The sequence below is a fragment of the Halopseudomonas salina genome, from assembly GCF_008641105.1.
In genome coordinates this window covers 16,911-32,781 of the sequence record NZ_VTTI01000001.1, presented here as the reverse complement: position 1 = coordinate 32,781, position 15,871 = coordinate 16,911, and the positions used below count along the sequence as shown (strand labels likewise).

The following is a 15,871-nucleotide window of genomic DNA, read 5'->3' as shown; positions in this document are numbered from 1 at the left end:
CAGTTACCTTCCAATGGAGCTCCCATGTCACAGACTGACAACAACACAACCTCTTCAGATCCGCTGAGCTGTTGCCCGCGCAGCAAGGTCAAGCGAGCCGCCAAACGTGCGAGTTACGAACGCGCACCGGCCTATGCTCTGATTGACCGGCTGAAAACCGCCCACCTGGCCTTCGTTGAGGAGGGTGAGCCGCGCATCATTCCAATCACCGCCTGGCGCGTGGGCGATGACCTGTACGTACATACGCTAAACGGTGGCAGGCTGGCAGAGCGGCTGGATGCGGGCATACAACTGTGTCTGTCCTTTGCTGTGACCGAGGAGTGGGTGATGAGCAAGTCTGCCTACAACCACAGCGCCAACTATCAATCACTGGTGCTGTTTGGCAGGGCGGAGCGGGTAGTGAATGAGGATGACTTTGATGCGGCTTTCAGAGCGGTCATCAACGACATCGAACCCGGCCGCTGGGACAAGGTGCGGGCACCCAATGCGAAGGAGCGCAAGGCCACCGCATTGTTCCGGATACCCATTGAGGAGGGGGCCTTCAAAAGCCGGACAGGGGGCCCTGTCGAGGAACCCGAGGATCTCGATTTGCCGGTGTGGCATGGCAATCTGAAAGCTTAGTTGTGCGCCTTGCTTCTGGCACGATGTGAGAGGCCAGATCGGGCTGCAAGAATGCAACAAATCCGACGGTTGAAAGCCCCATCTGTGTCCCGGGCTTCACTTCGGGAGCGTTGCTCTTCGCAGTATGGGCGTAACCTTGTTGTAATCCAGTTGACATCTTTTGGTCGCATTCTAGCCGCCCGAACTTGCATGTCCGATTTCAATGAGACCAACCATGTCATTCATTTGCCGTTACCTACTATGCCGCTTGTGGCTCACGCTGACTATTCTTCCAGGCCTGGTTTCTGCCCACGACCTGGAGATCCATGGCTCCAACACCATTGGTGCCACCCTCGCGCCCATGCTGATGACAGGTTTCCTGGAGCAACTAACCGGAGAGGCTGTGACCGCAACCGCCACAGGGAACGAAAACGAGACCGTACTCAGCGTTACGGACAAAGCCACACCATTGACGGTGTTGGTAGCGGCACACGGTACCAGCACCGGCTTCACTTCGATGGTGTCCAACAGGGCAGATATATGGGCGGCTTCGCGGCGGGTCAAAGCCAGCGAAGTCACTGCCATGGCGGCACGGGCCGACATGGTTCATGCCGATAGTGAGCATGTTATTGCCATAGACGGGCTGGCAATACTGGTTCACCCGTCAAATCCGGTTGAGCAGCTCAGCATAGAGTCCCTGGCGAAGATCTTTGCCGGAGAGATTATCAACTGGTCTTCCGTTGGTGGGCCCGACAGAGCTATTACCGTGTACGCCCGCGATGACCGGTCAGGAACCTGGGACACCTTCAAGGAGCTGGTTCTGGCGGGGGCCTATACGCTGACCGACCGAGCTCTGCGCTACGAGTCGAACGACCAGTTGTCAGCGGATGTCAGCCAGGACCCGGCTGCCATTGGTTTTGCCGGTTTCGCTTCGGCGGGGACCAGCAAGCTTCTGGCTATTGCCGACGGTAACGCGGCGGCCCTCAAGCCCAGCAAGCTGTCGGTGGCGACTGAAGACTATGCACTATCTCGCCGGTTGTACTTTTACACCACTGGCAACACTGGCAAGCCGCTGACCCAGGCCTTTATCGAGTTCGCGCAGAGCCCGGCCGGACAGGATATTGTGGCCAAATCCGGATTTTTCTCCCAGAACCCCTTTGCGGTCGACCCGGTGCATGATGCTAGCGTGCCCGACACCTTCAAGCGCCTGACCGAGCGTTATCAGCGGCTATCTGTGAATATTCGCTTTGCTGAGGGACGCACCAAACTCGACAACAAGGCTAATCGGGACCTGCTGCGAATTCAGGCGTATCTCAAGGAAACTGGCAAAACCGGCAGAGATCTGATGCTTATTGGTTTTGCGGATCAGCAGGGGGACGAGCTCCAGGCTCAAATGATCTCTGAGCTGCGAGCATTGTCCGCCAGCAAGGCCCTCCGAGAGCTGGGTACCAAGGTGCAGGGGCGCACCGGCTACGGCCATTACATGCCCGTGGGCTCTGCGGGTGGGGAAGCCGGTACAAAGCGCAACGGTCGGGTCGAGGTGTGGGTCAGGCGTTGAGCTATTTTGTTTCCACGCAGCCGATGCTTCTCTGCCAAACACAGTCTGGCCGCTTTTGGCGTATGGAGTGCCGCTGCGACAGTGTGACCTGCGCCACAGATGGAAAGCATGGACGCAGCCAGGGGCGGGCAAGAATGCCATGATGTTCATGGGGTCGTGGTTGACCTGAGCAGATAAAGGGGCGCTACAAGGATTGCCGGGGCGGTGAATGGGCCGGCAGGACAAGGAGAAAGTCATGAGAGCTGACAGGGATGATGGGCCGCGCAGGCTCAACAGGGGCGCGCGCAATAATTCCACCAAGCGCGCAGTCATTATTACCGCCGTGCTTGGGGGCGGCTTGCTTCTATACCTGAACGGTAACGGCCGGGACCCGACGCCAAGCCAGGTTGATTCAGGTCATCAGGAGAATGTTGTCGAAACAGAACGGCCAGCCCCCAGTCAGCCGGCACAATCGGTTGCTGTCGAGGCAGCGCCTCAGCCGCCGCGACCCACGGCAGAAATGACGTTTTGGGAGCATGTAGAGCGGGATCGCAAGAGGCAAGCGACAACCGTGCCCCCTGATCCTGAACGCGAGGTGGTCGCCAGGCAGACGACCTTTAACGACACCAACTACATGCCTCCTAAACAGGTCAATATCATTCAGTCGGTACCTGTTGAATCTACGCGGCGATCAACCAGAACCCGAGCGCAAGGACTCTCTGGCTCCAAGGCGGCGTCCATTCTCTGGGAGGATGCCAGAGGAAACACATCCCGGTGGAAAACCACCTTTGATTTTCACAATAACCGTATAGATAACAGCAGTTTTTGTCTGAACCTGGGCAAAGGCTCGCTCTCGTACCGTGATTGCCGCAAAGGTGCACAGCAGTGGCTAAAAGGTCAGTGTCGGAGCAGCGGCAGTATCAGTGATGAGTGGCGGAGGATGTACTGTCATGCCTACAGCAATTTCAGAACCTGAATGCTGCAGGCGACAGGGCGTACAACGGGTAATCAACGCCTGTACGTTACGGAGGCTCAGTTACCGCGGTAGGTCGAGTAACCGTAGGGGCTGAGCAATAGTGGAATATGGTAGTGATCTACCCCACCATCCACTTCGAAAATCACCGGCACCTCCGGGAAGAAAGTGGGTGCCTGATGCATGGCAAACCAGTCACCAGTCTTGAAGGTCACCTTGTAAGTGCCGCTCTGCAGCGTCTTGCCCGCCGGGAACAATTCTGTGATGCGGCCCTGTTGGTTGGTAACGCCTTCGTTCAGGGCTTGCCAGCCTGCGCCTTGGAGCTGCTCCAGGGTGACACGCACCTGAGGTGAGGGTAATCCGTCTTCCAGATTCAGCACGTGAACGCTGAGTGGGTTTTCTGCGGCAAGCGCAATACCGGCCATGCCAGTCAGCAGTAATGCCAGGGTGTAACGCGGAATTAGCTTCATGGTTTTTTCCTTACTCATCTGATTGGATCAATTGTTCTATTGAGCTGTTGGCGCAGCCCTCGTCGATACTGGAGCCGCCAGCCCCGGCTACTCCCAGGGCACCGATTACCTGTCCATCAACCAGCACCGGAACACCGCCGCCCAGTAGCAGCAACTCATCAAGGGTGTTGAGGTTGGCCGAGCTCGGGTCGCTCTGGGCGCGCTTGGCCAGCTCGCTGGTGGCGGTCTTGGTAGACAGGGCGGTGAACGCCTTTCGTTGGGCTGCCAGGGTGTTATGGGGGCCGACGTTGTCATCGCGTTGCAGCGCAACCAGATGGCCTGAGCGATCCACCACGGCAACCACGGCGCTGCGATTCTGGGCATGGCAGGCAGTCAGGGTGGCTGCCGCCAACTGGTTACCGAGTGCGAGGGTCAGGTCCTTTCGTTCTGCTATGCCGGCGCTATCGGCTTGGGCAGCGCCCGCCGCCAGGCTGCCGATAAACAGCGTCATTAGGGAAAGTTTATGCAGCATGTGGGTATCTCCGTGTTCCGGGGTGCATGTGAGTACGGCTGCATGTTGCTTTACCGGAACGGTCACCCGCATTGCTACTTCATTACGTATTTGTAATGGGCATGCCTGGAGTTTGGCTCTAATCTGGCGGCATGCATCTGGAGAAGAACATGCGCATTCTGGTTGTTGAGGACGAACGCAAGGCCGCCGAGTATCTGCAGAGAGGTTTGGGGGAATCTGGTTATCAGGTGGCAGTGGCCCTTGATGGGCTGGATGCACGGCATCTGATCGAAGAAGACCACTTTGACCTGATTATTCTCGACGTCATGCTGCCTGGCATTGACGGTTGGCAACTGATCAAACTGATCCGCCTGCGCGGACAGACGCCGGTCCTGTTTTTGACGGCACGCGATAGCGTTGAAGACCGGGTAAAGGGTCTGGAGCTGGGTGCGGATGATTATCTGGTCAAGCCGTTCTCCTATTCAGAGCTGCTCGCCCGCGTGCGCAGCCTGTTGCGCCGCGCACCCCTGCGCGAGGTTGAGCATCACCGGCTGGAGGATCTGGAAGTGGATGTGCTGCGTCGCCAGGTCAGCCGTGGGGGTAAGCGTATTACGTTGACCAACAAGGAGTTTGCCCTGTTGCAATTGCTGATCAGTCATCCGGGGGAAGTGATGTCACGCAGTCGCATCGCCTCGGAGGTCTGGAATATCAACTTCGACAGCGACACGAATGTGGTCGACGTTGCTATTCGAAGGCTGCGCGCCAAGGTAGATGATCCCTTCCAGCACAAGCTGGTGCATACGGTAAGGGGTATGGGATACAAGCTGGACGGCTCTCCGTGAATTTTCTGATGCGTTCCCTGAGCCTGCGACTGGGCCTGGCTTTTGCTCTGGTCGGCACGTTGCTGCTGGGCAGTATCGGTTTATACCTGTATCAGTCACTGCAGCGTGAAATTGCCTGGCGCGATGACCAAAGCTTGCTCGGGCGCCTCGAGCGGGTGCAGTTATTGCTGGAAAACAGTCCTGATCTGACCGCACCAACCGACCGGCCGGAGCTTTACGCCAACATGCTGGGCAATACTCAGCATTTTCTCTGGGTACTCGATGACAACAATCGCAGGTTGGTCAGCATAAATCCGACCGGCTTGCCCATGCCTGCATTGCCGGTCACCGGCGAGCCGATTTTTCATCAGGATGAAGCTCAGACCTATCGCCTGGTTACTCAGCAGATCAGGGTGAACGGGAGAGCCTTGACGTTAATCGCCGGGCACCTGTTAGCTGAACGGCAATTGATGCTGACGGCGTACCGGTCAAACCTGATCGCTGTGCTCAGTGCCGGTAGCGTGCTGTCGTTCCTGTTGGGGTTCTGGATCAGCCAGCGGGGTCTGCGACCATTGAGACGACTGGCGTTGCAGGCGGGGGCGATCGACAGCCAACACCTGCATCTGCGTCTGCACACCGTCAACCGCTACAACGAACTGGATACCCTGGTCAGCAGTTTCAACCAGGCCCTGGGAAGGCTGGAAGAAGGCTTTGAGCAACTGTCGCGATTCTCGGGCGACCTGGCCCACGAGATGCGCACGCCCTTGAATAATCTCATCGGTCAAACCCAGCAGACACTCAGCCTGCCACGTTCGGCCGAACAGCATGAACAGTTGCTGGAGTCCAATCTGGAGGAGTTCGAGCGCTTGGCACGGATGATCGATAGCCTGCTGTTCCTGGCCCGCTGCGTGCAGCCCAAGCAGAGCCTTCAGCGCCGCTTGACCGAGCTACATACAAGCGTTGAAGGGCTCTGTGACTATTTCGAGGGTATGGCCGAGGAACGGCAGCTGACGCTGGTAAATCGCTGCAACGGTGTCTTGTGGGTAGAGCCGGAGATGCTGACCCGGGCCCTGGCAAATCTGATTGCCAATGCCATCCGCCATGCCAACACAGGTACTGCGATCAACATCACCAGCTGGACCGAAGCAGCGCACACCGTTATCAGCGTGCATAACCGCGGGCCCGGCATCGCGCCGGAACACCTGCCCAGATTGTTCGAGCGCTTTTACCGGGCAGATCCCTCGAGAAGTGAGCCGGGTGATAGCGGTGGGCTGGGACTGGCGATCGTTGAGGCAATCATGGGCCTGCATGGCGGATTCGTTCGCGTGTCCAATATCAGCGACGGGGTCTGTTTCGAGCTGTATTTTCCAGCCCCGGCCAGGGTGTAAAGCACATGACAACTTTGTAATGACCGCGTCATGCTGGCGCCGGGACGGTTTTCATATCCTGTGCAGGTCAAGCGGCGGCACTCGCCACCGCTAATCACTGTACAAAGGGTTAATTACATGAAAATCGTATTCGCCATTCTGCTTTCCATTTCTGCACTTACCTGCACCCTGGCCCAGGCCGAAGACGGCAGCGAGCGCCTGCGTGAGCTGCACCAGATGCATCAGCAAAGCAACTGACCCTATCACCCACATCAATGCCCTGGCGGGCGGCAGTCATGGCATGCATACTCATGCCATGACTCTTGCCACCCAACGCCTGCAAGTGCTCTGCTCCGGCATCTTCAGCCTTATGCTGACGCTCGGCGTAGCGCGTTTTGCCTATACCCCCATGTTGCCGCAAATGCAGGCCCAGGCCGGCCTTGGCGTGGCTGATGCTGGGTGGCTTGCGGCAATCAACTATGCCGGATACCTCAGTGGTGCCTTGCTGGCCTCTTTCATCAGTGACCTGCGATACAAAGATCGGTTGTACCGGCTTGGTATCCTGCTTGCGGTGTTCAGCACAGTGATAATGGCTACCAGTACCAACCTGTGGGTATGGGGTATTTCACGTTATGTCGCTGGTCTGTCCAGCGCCGCAGGCATGCTGCTGGGTAGCGCCCTGGTTCTCAACTGGTTGATGCGCCACGGTCAGCGGAGTGAACTGGGCATCCAGTTCTCCGGTATCGGGATTGGTATCGCCCTGTGCGCTGCGCTGATCGCGTTGTTAAATCAGTGGCTTGACTGGCGCGGTGAGTGGCTTGCGTTCAGTGCGCTGGCCGTTTTGCTGGCGGTACCCGCGTTGCGTTGGTTGCCGCCGCCTGATACCAGTGGCAAGACTACCAGTGGCATGGCGATGACAGACAGTCCGCCCAGTCGTCTGTACTTGCAGGTTTTCATGGCAGCGTATTTTTGCGCCGGTATTGGCTATGTAGTCAGTGCTACTTTCATAGTGGCGATTGTCGAGCAACTTCCGGGTCTGAGCGGGCGGGGTAACCTGGCGTTTCTGCTGCTCGGCATCGGCGCAGCGCCAGCCTGTATTCTCTGGGACCTGATTGCGCGCAGGTTCGGCGACCTCAACGCGTTGATTACGGCTGCACTACTGCAGGTGGTTGGCATTCTCCTGCCGGTACTGCATCACGGCCTTTGGGCGGCATTGGGCGGCGCCTGGCTGTTTGGCGCGACTTTTATCGGCATGGTCAGTCTGGTCCTGACCATGGCTGGCCGCTACTACCCCACGCGCCCGGCACGCATGATGGGACGCATGACCCTGGCCTACGGTGTGGCCCAGATTATCGGGCCGGCGTTGACGGGTATATTGGCGACCCGCTTCGGGGGCTATGCGGTGGGGCTTTGGTGCGCTGCCGCGGTGATGATGCTTGGTGCGTTACTGCTTTTCGGGTTGAAATTCATCGAGCGCCGGGATCGTCGGGAAAAGCAGGACTCGATATCCAGCGCTTGCCTGAACGTCGGAGGTAATAATGAATAGAGTATTAAGCGTTGTTGTTGCGTTGCTCGGTGTGCTTTTCTTGGCAATCGGCTTGCGCTGGCTGGTGGACCCCGCCGCAGCGGCGGGAGCCCTGGGTATGCCGCTGCTCGACGGCTTGGGGCGCAGTACGCAGATTGGTGACATGACTGCGTTCTTCCTGGCCCTGGGAATATCGATTCTGCTCGCTTTGATTACCTCGCAGCGCACATGGTATTACCCGGCGTGCATGCTGCTGGGTATTGCAGCCTTTGGCAGAATACTGGCTTGGGCTGTTCACGACGCCGCCTTTGCGACCGACATGATTGCCGCGGAAATAATTATTACCTGTGTTCTGCTGTTCGCCTCACGTCGACTTGCTGTAACGAAATAGTGCGCTGAAGAGTTTTAGTCTGTGCGATGCATGCCATCACATTTTTGTCGACTGCACTTTGTATGCTGGCTATGATTTTGAAAGCAGTATCATTTACGACAGGAGGTCACCGTGATTCTTGGTACATGGAAGTCCCTTTGCCTGCTAGCCATGCTGATGCTGGTTGGCTGCGCCACAAAAAACGTTAATCAGGGTGTTGATCCTGGCCAGATGGTAGATACCGGGCTCGTGTTTGCCAGCGTGAGTACCTCAGTCGAGAGCGGTTTTGGTCCCGTTGCTCTTTTTTATTTTACCGAAGGTGGTTATGTGGAGTCGCGGGAAGAGCATATCCCCGGCGCCACTCTCAAGCCTAGTGAACTGGAAGAGGATTCCGGTCGTCTGGTTGTACTGGAAATGCCAGTCGGCCCAAACAGCTTGAGATACTGGCAACTGACCCATGGCATGGCCCGCTACACACCCGCACAGCCCGTACCCGAGATCAAATTCACGGTCGAATCCGGCAAGGCTTTGTACCTGGGCAATTTGCATATGAATGTGGATATGGGTAGCAACTTCCTGAATCAGCCTGTGGTTGGAGATCTGCTGCCAGAGATAAGGGATCGCAGTGAGCGGGACCTGGCGATGTTCAAAAGCCGATATTCTCGAGTGAGTGACGCTGACATCATTGCCAAACAGCCGTTCCTGGGCGTATGGCTGCCTCAGAATCCGTTCTTGGCGCCTTGAGTCGCTGCTGTTAGTGATATGCAGTGTCAGCGAATATAGCCTGTTGGTCCGTAGGGGTGCTTCATTTGTCCGGAAGGGTAAAGCTTACAGCCAGGCTTACTGCAACGAGTGCGCACATTACGATCAGCAAGAGGGATGAGCCAGACCTTTCAAGAATGAGCGCGGCGACGACAGGCCCCAAGGCCTGAGCCAGCAGCATGGGGCGTGCAAGCAGGCCCATGCGCGTGCCGTAATCCGCGGGGCCGAAGAGAGCCAGGGGCAGCGTACCGCGCGCTATGGTGAGTATGCCGATACCTGCCCCGTACAGACCCATTGCCACAAAGGCCAGCCACGGCGTGGCAAGCAACAACAACCCGATACCCAGTCCGCAGAGCACGACAGCTATGCGCGTGGACCAGGTAGGATGCAAATAACGTGCTATGGAAAACTCAGCCAGCCTTGCGGCGACCTGAGAGGGGCCGACCATCATTCCGATCGCCAGAGCTGTTGCCGTAGTGATGCCAAGCAGTTCGAGCACATCCAGCAGGTGAACTGACATGGTGGAAGCCACCAGCGATTGAGTGGTCAGCAGCACGGCGAGTAACAGCAGAAGCCGGGAGCCTGATTTATCCGGTACACCTGATTCTGCCGGGTTATCGGGGGTGGATACACCCTCGGCTGTTAGTGAGGGGCTGCGGGGTATTGCCAAAAGATGGATCGGCAAGCCAATGACCAGATGAACGGTAGCAAGAACAAAGCAGGTATGACGCCAGCCGAACTGGTGCTCCATTCCGGTGATCAGTGGCCAGCCCAGGGTACTGGCGAACCCGCCAAGCAACGTGAGGCCTGTGATCGATGCGCGTGCGTCGCTTCCCAGCAGACGGCCCAGAGTAGAAAAGGCCGCGTCATACAAGCCCGCAGCCATGCCCGCACCGATAAACGTCCATGCCAGGTAATAGGTTGGCAGATTGGGGGCCAGCCCCATTAGTAGCAAGCCCCATTAGTAGCAAGCCCATGGCCAGCAAGCCTGAGCTGGCGGCGAGCACCGAACGACCACCAAGCCGGTCGATCAGCCGGCCTGCAAGAGGTGAGCAGGCTCCCGCAGTCAGTAACCCCCACGCCAGACCCATAACAACGAAGGTAATTGACCATCCCGTATTTTCTGCAATGGGAGTAGCAAGAACCGCTGGCAGGTAGTAGGTGGTGCCCCAGGCCAGAATCTGGGCAACACCCAGTGCGCATACCAGGTTGAATCTGTTGATTTGCGTTGAGGCGAGGCTCAAGGCCATGATCGGGTCCCCCAACTTGCAGTGATCGGCTCGATTCCACTGCCTGCCAGGTCGCCACCGATTACCGGTTCAGCGTATAGGTCCCTATTCATGTTCATAAATGCACACCTATGCACCTAATTGGGTAAATGTTTCAGCTCGATGTGTTTGGGCAGCACAGTGGAGTGAGGCTTTTGGTGTGGCTGAGAATACCTTCAAGACGCCCGATGATTGCTGCCCCGTCAACTTCGTAGAACACCTGTCTGCCCACCTTGGTGGCACGGACTATTTCGGCTTCAAGGAGAATTTGCAGATGGCGGGACACAACCGAACGCTCTTGCGGCAGCTGCGCTGCAATTGCGCTTACGTCTGCTCTACCCAGCTGCATGACGCGCTTGAGCACAGCGACACGGGTGGGTTCGCACAATGCTTTGAAAAAGCCGCTATCAAGAGAGTCGATAGCGGCTTCAATTGCCTGGTTTCGGGTGAGTGGCTTATTCATCGAAGTAATATATGTGCATGTGTGTGCACATGTAAACTGTCTTCGTTGGATGCCAGGGTTTTATCTTTCAATCAAAGCATAGATGCCGTCTTGATCGAGCCTTGCCCATACATGCTGAACGCCTACCGTTACAACACCGATTGCCGTAGGACAGCTTGCTTCCACATCGCCAGGTAGGTCACTAATATAGCCTGGGTCGTAACTCTGCTGGCTCAGGCACTCAGTTGCTGCCACTGGTGTCCACTGTTCAGTCTGGGCGTTCCAGCGACCCAGTGTAAGCGTTTGCGGATCCAGATCGGCGGGGAGATTCATTTGCAACACATAGTCATCGCCTTCGCTATCGTCGTCCAGAATCCAGTTGCTGTTGACCCGTCCGGCTGGCAGGGTCACTGGTTGCTTGCCTGATTCACTGCCGTCGCCAAAACTGCCTGGGAGGCCAATGTCGGCCTGAATGTTTTTCGCTACACCACGTGCGTTTATGTAGGTGCCATCCTGACCTTGTATCCCGCTGATGATCAGGGCGTCCGACAGTGCGCCGGCGATCGGAGCCACCCAGCTCAGTGATACCTGCTTTTTCAGGTCGATGGTCGTTTCGCGGATCTGCACTTCTTCATCAGCTGTTCCCGCATTAATCAGGCGTACCCGCTGATTGTTGTTCAGGTTGGGGCTATAGCTGGCGTGCGGGATATGCAACCAACGGTAGTAGCGTGCCGCCAGTGCAGTATTACTGGTGGCCGTATTGACACCGGGTTCCACGTCGGTGGTCCGGGTGCGAGTCTCATAGCGGTTGAAGATGTTGTTTTCACCGTCGATTATTTTTGCTTCAAACCCGTTCGCAGACACGCACGCGCTGGTGTTGTAGCGTTTGTCGTGGGTCATGTTCAGCTGGTTCCCCGCAGGAATGCTGGAGGGGAAAACAACCTTGTCACAACGATCAGTGGTGCGGCTGAAGCGGTCCATCAATTTCCAGTTCGGGCGTTCCAGTTCCTTCATCCCATCTGCGTTGGAAGTGATTGTGTGATTCTCGAAATAGGAGGCGTAATCGACCAGATCACCATTGAAGGTGAGAATTGACGCGTTCACGTCCAGTTGCCCGGTGGCTCCTGAATCATTTACCTTGACCATCAGTACGTTCTGAATCTGCTCACTTTCTCCGAAGCGGCTGTCGTACCCTTTATAGGAAGCGTTTCCGCTGACTATCTCGGTGTAATGGCCACCAAAATTGCCGGCCACCAGGCTACGTACGTACTGATGCTCGTGGCCGGCTACGTAGATAACGTCGTTATCGGCAAAGAGCTGGCGGTAGTCTTCATGCACTTGAAGAAACTGCTGGTCAGAGGCAGAGGTATCATAGGCTTCGACCGCTTTCTCACGAATGTAACCGTAGCGCGATCCCACCATGGTGTTGTGCGTTGAAACAATGATGTGATCGACCTTGTCTCGATTTGTCTCGATAGTCTGTCGGACAAAGTCGTAGGTGAATGGCATGTGGCCATAGGAAATGTTGATCATCAAAACGTTGTCGCGCACAAGAGCATAGGTTTTGTATTCTTGCCCTGGCATATGGGTGGCATCAGCGGGTACCAGATCTGACACGTTCTCGACCCAGTCAAGGTCCGCACCTTTGATGTCGTGGTTGCCCTGTACCGGTAGCAAGGTAAAGTCGTTCTTGTAATCCTCTGCCACGCTGCGCCATTGTGCGTATTCTTCAGGGGTTGCTGTTTCTGAAAGGTCGCCAACGACCAGCACTACGTCCACCGCTTGCTCACGATAAAACTCCAGCAAGGCGCGCATTGGATGAATGGAGGTGTTGGCCCCACCACCCTGGGTATCTGGTAAAAAACCTACTTTTAGACTGCTAACCTGCGCCGGTGGAGGCGTGGATGGTGGAGTGGCGGGAGTATCATCTGAACTGCTGTTACTACTGGACAGGCACCCGCTTAGGAGGGTGGTGCCGAGAAGGATCCCAATACAGCTATACCGTAACGTCATTTTTGCTCTCGATATGGAATGGTCGGAGCGAATATATTCAGCAAGAGCTGTGACGTCTTGGCGGCAAAGATATTACCGTTTGTTGAAATTGATTCTCATTTAATGTGACGTATTCAAACTGCTCACTGGCGGTTCCTCAGGTTGATCTCTGCTTCGAAACCGTCCTGCCGTTCCCTTGCCGGAGAACGCAAATGCAATGTCATGCCTGCACCTTTGGCAATCGCATCTGCAATAGCGAGACCCAGACCGGATCCGCTTGCACCGGTTGTTGAACGTACAAACCGGTTTCGGAGCAGGTCGAGCTGGGCTGGTGAAACAATGCCTCCGCCATTGCACACCTTCAGGGTGCCGTTGTCGTGCATGCTGATTTCTATCAGTTGCGCCGGGTCACCATGCTTGATCGCGTTCTCAATCAGATTACGGACCAATATGGCAAAGGTATCCGGATCAAGGAATGAATCCACTGCATTATCTGGCAGGCTCAGCACAATGCGTCCTTGCGCCTGGCTCGCAAAATCCTTAACTACCATCTCCAGTATCGGCACGAGATTCTGAGGATTCTGCGCTATTGCCCCACCGCCCTCTGCTTTTGCCAGCTCGAGTAGTTTTCCGGACAGGGTCGACAGGCTGCGCAATGCATCCTCGATCTGAATAACGGTTTTTTTCAATGGATCGCCATCCATCTGACCTTTAAGCCTCTGCACCTTGGCCAGTGCGGTTGCCAAAGGTGTGCGTAACTCGTGGGCGCTATTAGCGGTGAAGCTGCGCTCGGACTCGAGGGCGCGGTGTAGTCGTTCCAGCAGTTGATTGACCGCTGTGGCAATAGGCTCGAACTCGACTGGTAATCGATCCGTTGCTACCGGAGAGAGGTCTCCTGCGCCTCTAGATTCTATGGATTTCTGGAATTCAACCACTTGGCGCAAGGTAAAGCGAACGATCCACCAGACACCCAGAAAACTGACCGGTATCAGCAGGAACAAGGGCAAGAGCAGCGCTACGCCGGCCTCCAGCGCAGCCTCACGGCGGTGAGCCAGGGGCTCGGCTATTTCAAGATAGATGGTCTCGCTTACTGCGGATACACCGTAGATTCGGTGCGAGGGCGTGTTCGAAAAGCCTTCACTGGGGTGTGACCTAAAGTCACCTGGGTTGGCATCGTGGGACTGGAGCAGGAGGTTGCCCTCGCCATCCCGTACCAGGTAGGTGAGATATTCGTCATGCTCCTTCAGAGCCGGCGCCCGAAGATTGCTGGCGCGATTCTCCCGGTTCAGTATGTCGGTCACAGCCAGGGGTAGAATGCGCTGCGCGGTTTCCTCAAGCGCGCTGTCGAAAACTTCATTCATTTCGTGCTGGGCGACCAGGCCCGAGGCGATCACCCCCATTAGCCAGAGCAGAGTGACCCCCAGCGTGAGGCCGATCCCCAGGCTTTTTTGCAGGCTGGCTCTGCTACTCATGTGTTTCCAGGCGGTAGCCCATACCCCTGACGGTTACAATGGCATCACGCCCCAGCTTTTTGCGCATACGGCTGATATACACCTCGATGGTATTGCTTTCGATTTCTGCCCCGAAAGCATAGAGGCGATCTTCCAGCTGTGCGCGCGATAGCAACATGCCAGGCCGCTGGATAAAGCCTTCGAACAGTGCCCACTCGCGAGCGGTCAGCTCTACCTGTTTACCGCAGCGATTGATTAGATGATCACCCAGGTCGATTTCCAGATCGCCAACGCGTATCAGCGGGTTTGGATCGCCGCGGTAACGTCGTGCTACTGCAGACACGCGGGCCGACAGCTCGGAAAGGTCAAAGGGCTTGACCAGATAGTCGTCGGCGCCGGCATTCAGCCCTTCAATCCGGTCAGATACCTGATCCCGGGCGGTAAGAATGATGACCGGTGTCGAGTTTCCAACTGCCCTTTGCTTTCTAAGAAAGCCAATGCCATGCCCATCCGGGAGCATCAGATCGAGCAGGATGAGATCATAGGTAGTGGCCTGCACACTGGCCTCGGCGAAGCTCAGAGTCTGCACCCAGTCTACTGCGTGACCGTCATCGGCGATCTGATCCCGCACCGCCTCGCCCAGTCCGACCGTATCCTCAACCAGCAGTACTCGCATGGTGCTCTCTTTTTCAGTCATGAATTGAGGATGCTACCGCTGCTTCCTGACAACAGCCTGAATGACATGGTCATTGTTCTCTTCCGTGGGCTGCGCGTCCATAAAAACACTTCTGCGGTTTTCTGATCTTCTTCTGACCCCGTTAAGGCCCGTGTCAGGAAAAGCTCATAGAGTCCGCTGTGAGAGTTCAACAGGAGACACGCCATGAAAACCAAGCCCTTGTTTGTCAGCCTTGTGCTCGTTTTTTTGAGTACGTCGGTATTGGCAGACGACGACTGTGATGATCCGGTGGCCAGTTGGCAGCCCCGGGAAAACCTGCGTCAGAAATTGGAAGCCGAAGGCTGGACTGTTTACCGCATCAAGGTCGATGACGGCTGCTATGAGGTAAAGGGGCTGGCCCCGGAGGGGTATCGAGCAGAGGCGTCCTTTGCGCCCGCCTCCCTGCTGTTGATGGAGCTGGAGCGCGAAGATGACGATGACGATGGCCGTCACGGTACTAAAAGGGGCAAGAACACGAAGGGCTCAGCCGCGGCGCCAGTAAGACGCTCCGACAGCGTCGAGGGTCGCCCAAGCGTAACTATCGAGTAACCCGCCGACCTAGCCCGTTCAGCTCTGATGCTGTTCATGTTTTTACTGGAGAGACTGTATGAAAATGTTCCTGTTTGCTTTGGGCCTGGCGATCGCTGTACCCGGCATGGCTCAGGCGCGTGAGGTGACCTTCACGACCCAATTGCTCAAATACCGAGGCGATGGCGCCTATGTGGCGCTGTACCTGACGGATGCTGCCGGTAGATATGAGAAGACACTCTGGGTTGCTGGGAAAAAATCCAAATATTACAAGCACCTGAGCGGTTGGGCTCGTGGTAGTGGTCTGGATCCGGCTGAATACGATGGCATCGCTGGGGCCAGCGTAACCAGTGGGCGCACTCTGAAAGTCACCCTGGACCTGGATGATGCGTTGATCGATAAGGGCTATGTAGTGCGGGTCGACACCGCAGTTGAAGACAAGCGCGATCATCGGGCGGAAGTCGCCGTTCCACTGACGAGTGACGGTTCCGGCAAACCGGTTGCCGGTGATGGGTATGTTCGCTCCTTTCGCTACGATTTTTGACGAACTGGAGGGGCAA

General features: G+C 56.5%; 18 protein-coding genes. 10 read left to right on the top strand and 8 right to left on the bottom strand.

What is annotated here, in order from left to right; all coding sequences use genetic code 11:
- Positions 1-24: 24 nt before the first annotated feature.
- The 3 genes from FZF01_RS00165 (at position 25) to FZF01_RS00155 (ending at position 3,113) form a co-directional block, all read left to right on the top strand.
- Positions 25-621, top strand: a complete 597-nt coding sequence (locus tag FZF01_RS00165; RefSeq protein ID WP_150276092.1) for a pyridoxamine 5'-phosphate oxidase family protein — start codon at positions 25-27, stop codon at positions 619-621.
- Between the two features lie 214 nt (positions 622-835).
- Positions 836-2,158, top strand: a complete 1,323-nt coding sequence (locus FZF01_RS00160) for a substrate-binding domain-containing protein (RefSeq protein ID WP_150276091.1) — start codon at positions 836-838, stop codon at positions 2,156-2,158.
- A 235-nt stretch (positions 2,159-2,393) separates the two neighbouring features.
- Entirely contained in the window at positions 2,394-3,113 is a 720-nt protein-coding gene (locus FZF01_RS00155; RefSeq protein ID WP_150276090.1) for a hypothetical protein, read from the top strand.
- Between the two features lie 56 nt (positions 3,114-3,169).
- Here the strand turns inward: FZF01_RS00155 and uraH are convergent, their stop codons facing one another.
- Positions 3,170-3,580 carry a hydroxyisourate hydrolase gene (uraH, locus tag FZF01_RS00150; RefSeq protein WP_150276089.1) on the bottom strand — a complete coding sequence of 137 codons (411 nt, stop codon included), beginning with the start codon at positions 3,578-3,580 and terminating at the stop codon, positions 3,170-3,172.
- Between the two features lie 10 nt (positions 3,581-3,590).
- Positions 3,591-4,091 carry a GlcG/HbpS family heme-binding protein gene (locus FZF01_RS00145; RefSeq protein ID WP_150276088.1) on the bottom strand — a complete coding sequence of 167 codons (501 nt, stop codon included), beginning with the start codon at positions 4,089-4,091 and terminating at the stop codon, positions 3,591-3,593.
- A 149-nt stretch (positions 4,092-4,240) separates the two neighbouring features.
- Here FZF01_RS00145 and FZF01_RS00140 point away from each other — a divergent pair, with 149 nt between their 5' ends.
- From FZF01_RS00140 to FZF01_RS00120, 5 genes are all read left to right on the top strand, one after another.
- On the top strand, positions 4,241-4,912 hold the full coding sequence (locus FZF01_RS00140; RefSeq protein ID WP_150276087.1) for a heavy metal response regulator transcription factor: 672 nt from the start codon (positions 4,241-4,243) through the stop codon (positions 4,910-4,912).
- The gene (locus FZF01_RS00135) at positions 4,909-6,279 is read left to right on the top strand and encodes a heavy metal sensor histidine kinase (protein ID WP_150276086.1); all 1,371 of its coding nucleotides are present in this window, start codon (positions 4,909-4,911) and stop codon (positions 6,277-6,279) included. Before FZF01_RS00140 ends, FZF01_RS00135 begins: the two co-directional genes overlap by 4 nt.
- Before the next feature lie 280 nt (positions 6,280-6,559).
- Positions 6,560-7,804: a YbfB/YjiJ family MFS transporter gene (locus FZF01_RS00130; protein ID WP_223825328.1), complete on the top strand. Its 1,245-nt coding sequence runs from the start codon at positions 6,560-6,562 to the stop codon at positions 7,802-7,804.
- The gene (locus tag FZF01_RS00125; protein WP_150276085.1) at positions 7,797-8,174 is read left to right on the top strand and encodes a hypothetical protein; all 378 of its coding nucleotides are present in this window, start codon (positions 7,797-7,799) and stop codon (positions 8,172-8,174) included. Before FZF01_RS00130 ends, FZF01_RS00125 begins: the two co-directional genes overlap by 8 nt.
- 111 nt (positions 8,175-8,285) lie before the next feature.
- Entirely contained in the window at positions 8,286-8,897 is a 612-nt protein-coding gene (locus tag FZF01_RS00120) for a hypothetical protein (protein ID WP_150276084.1), read from the top strand.
- 61 nt (positions 8,898-8,958) lie between these two features.
- Here FZF01_RS00120 and FZF01_RS00115 read toward each other — a convergent pair whose 3' ends face one another.
- The 6 genes from FZF01_RS00115 to FZF01_RS00095 form a co-directional block, all read right to left on the bottom strand.
- Positions 8,959-9,861 carry an MFS transporter gene (locus tag FZF01_RS00115; RefSeq protein ID WP_229734521.1) on the bottom strand — a complete coding sequence of 301 codons (903 nt, stop codon included), beginning with the start codon at positions 9,859-9,861 and terminating at the stop codon, positions 8,959-8,961.
- Complete coding sequence (locus tag FZF01_RS19665) at positions 9,782-10,165, bottom strand: hypothetical protein (RefSeq protein ID WP_229734520.1); 384 nt, start codon at positions 10,163-10,165, stop codon at positions 9,782-9,784. The genes FZF01_RS00115 and FZF01_RS19665 overlap by 80 nt, the downstream gene beginning before the upstream one ends.
- A gap of 133 nt (positions 10,166-10,298) precedes the next feature.
- Positions 10,299-10,646 (bottom strand): ArsR/SmtB family transcription factor, encoded by a 348-nt coding sequence (locus tag FZF01_RS00110; protein WP_150276083.1) that lies wholly within the window; start codon positions 10,644-10,646, stop codon positions 10,299-10,301.
- Between the two features lie 60 nt (positions 10,647-10,706).
- On the bottom strand, positions 10,707-12,638 hold the full coding sequence (locus tag FZF01_RS00105; RefSeq protein WP_150276082.1) for a metallophosphoesterase family protein: 1,932 nt from the start codon (positions 12,636-12,638) through the stop codon (positions 10,707-10,709).
- Positions 12,639-12,760: 122 nt separating this feature from the next.
- On the bottom strand, positions 12,761-14,089 hold the full coding sequence (locus FZF01_RS00100; RefSeq protein ID WP_150276081.1) for an ATP-binding protein: 1,329 nt from the start codon (positions 14,087-14,089) through the stop codon (positions 12,761-12,763).
- A complete protein-coding gene (locus FZF01_RS00095; protein WP_150276080.1) occupies positions 14,082-14,744 on the bottom strand; it encodes a response regulator in 663 nt (220 codons plus the stop codon). The genes FZF01_RS00100 and FZF01_RS00095 overlap by 8 nt, the downstream gene beginning before the upstream one ends.
- A 204-nt stretch (positions 14,745-14,948) precedes the next feature.
- Here FZF01_RS00095 and FZF01_RS00090 point away from each other — a divergent pair, with 204 nt between their 5' ends.
- The gene (locus FZF01_RS00090) at positions 14,949-15,332 is read left to right on the top strand and encodes a PepSY domain-containing protein (protein WP_150276079.1); all 384 of its coding nucleotides are present in this window, start codon (positions 14,949-14,951) and stop codon (positions 15,330-15,332) included.
- Between the two features lie 58 nt (positions 15,333-15,390).
- Complete coding sequence (locus FZF01_RS00085) at positions 15,391-15,855, top strand: DUF2271 domain-containing protein (protein WP_150276078.1); 465 nt, start codon at positions 15,391-15,393, stop codon at positions 15,853-15,855.
- The last annotated feature ends 16 nt before the right edge of the window (positions 15,856-15,871 follow it).

Excerpts from the sequence above, each read along its gene's own strand:
- FZF01_RS00165 (WP_150276092.1), top strand. The coding sequence starts at position 25 with ATGTCACAGACTGACAACAACACAACCTCTTCAGATCCGCTGAGCTGT.
- FZF01_RS00160 (WP_150276091.1), top strand. The coding sequence starts at position 836 with ATGTCATTCATTTGCCGTTACCTACTATGCCGCTTGTGGCTCACGCTG.
- FZF01_RS00155 (WP_150276090.1), top strand. The coding sequence starts at position 2,394 with ATGAGAGCTGACAGGGATGATGGGCCGCGCAGGCTCAACAGGGGCGCG.
- uraH (WP_150276089.1), bottom strand. The coding sequence starts at position 3,580 with ATGAAGCTAATTCCGCGTTACACCCTGGCATTACTGCTGACTGGCATG.
- FZF01_RS00145 (WP_150276088.1), bottom strand. The coding sequence starts at position 4,091 with ATGCTGCATAAACTTTCCCTAATGACGCTGTTTATCGGCAGCCTGGCG.
- FZF01_RS00140 (WP_150276087.1), top strand. The coding sequence starts at position 4,241 with ATGCGCATTCTGGTTGTTGAGGACGAACGCAAGGCCGCCGAGTATCTG.
- FZF01_RS00130 (WP_223825328.1), top strand. The coding sequence starts at position 6,560 with ATGCATACTCATGCCATGACTCTTGCCACCCAACGCCTGCAAGTGCTC.
- FZF01_RS00125 (WP_150276085.1), top strand. The coding sequence starts at position 7,797 with ATGAATAGAGTATTAAGCGTTGTTGTTGCGTTGCTCGGTGTGCTTTTC.
- FZF01_RS00115 (WP_229734521.1), bottom strand. The coding sequence starts at position 9,861 with ATGGGGCTGGCCCCCAATCTGCCAACCTATTACCTGGCATGGACGTTT.
- FZF01_RS19665 (WP_229734520.1), bottom strand. The coding sequence starts at position 10,165 with ATGGCCTTGAGCCTCGCCTCAACGCAAATCAACAGATTCAACCTGGTA.
- FZF01_RS00110 (WP_150276083.1), bottom strand. The coding sequence starts at position 10,646 with ATGAATAAGCCACTCACCCGAAACCAGGCAATTGAAGCCGCTATCGAC.
- FZF01_RS00105 (WP_150276082.1), bottom strand. The coding sequence starts at position 12,638 with ATGACGTTACGGTATAGCTGTATTGGGATCCTTCTCGGCACCACCCTC.
- FZF01_RS00100 (WP_150276081.1), bottom strand. The coding sequence starts at position 14,089 with ATGAGTAGCAGAGCCAGCCTGCAAAAAAGCCTGGGGATCGGCCTCACG.
- FZF01_RS00095 (WP_150276080.1), bottom strand. The coding sequence starts at position 14,744 with ATGCGAGTACTGCTGGTTGAGGATACGGTCGGACTGGGCGAGGCGGTG.
- FZF01_RS00090 (WP_150276079.1), top strand. The coding sequence starts at position 14,949 with ATGAAAACCAAGCCCTTGTTTGTCAGCCTTGTGCTCGTTTTTTTGAGT.
- FZF01_RS00085 (WP_150276078.1), top strand. The coding sequence starts at position 15,391 with ATGAAAATGTTCCTGTTTGCTTTGGGCCTGGCGATCGCTGTACCCGGC.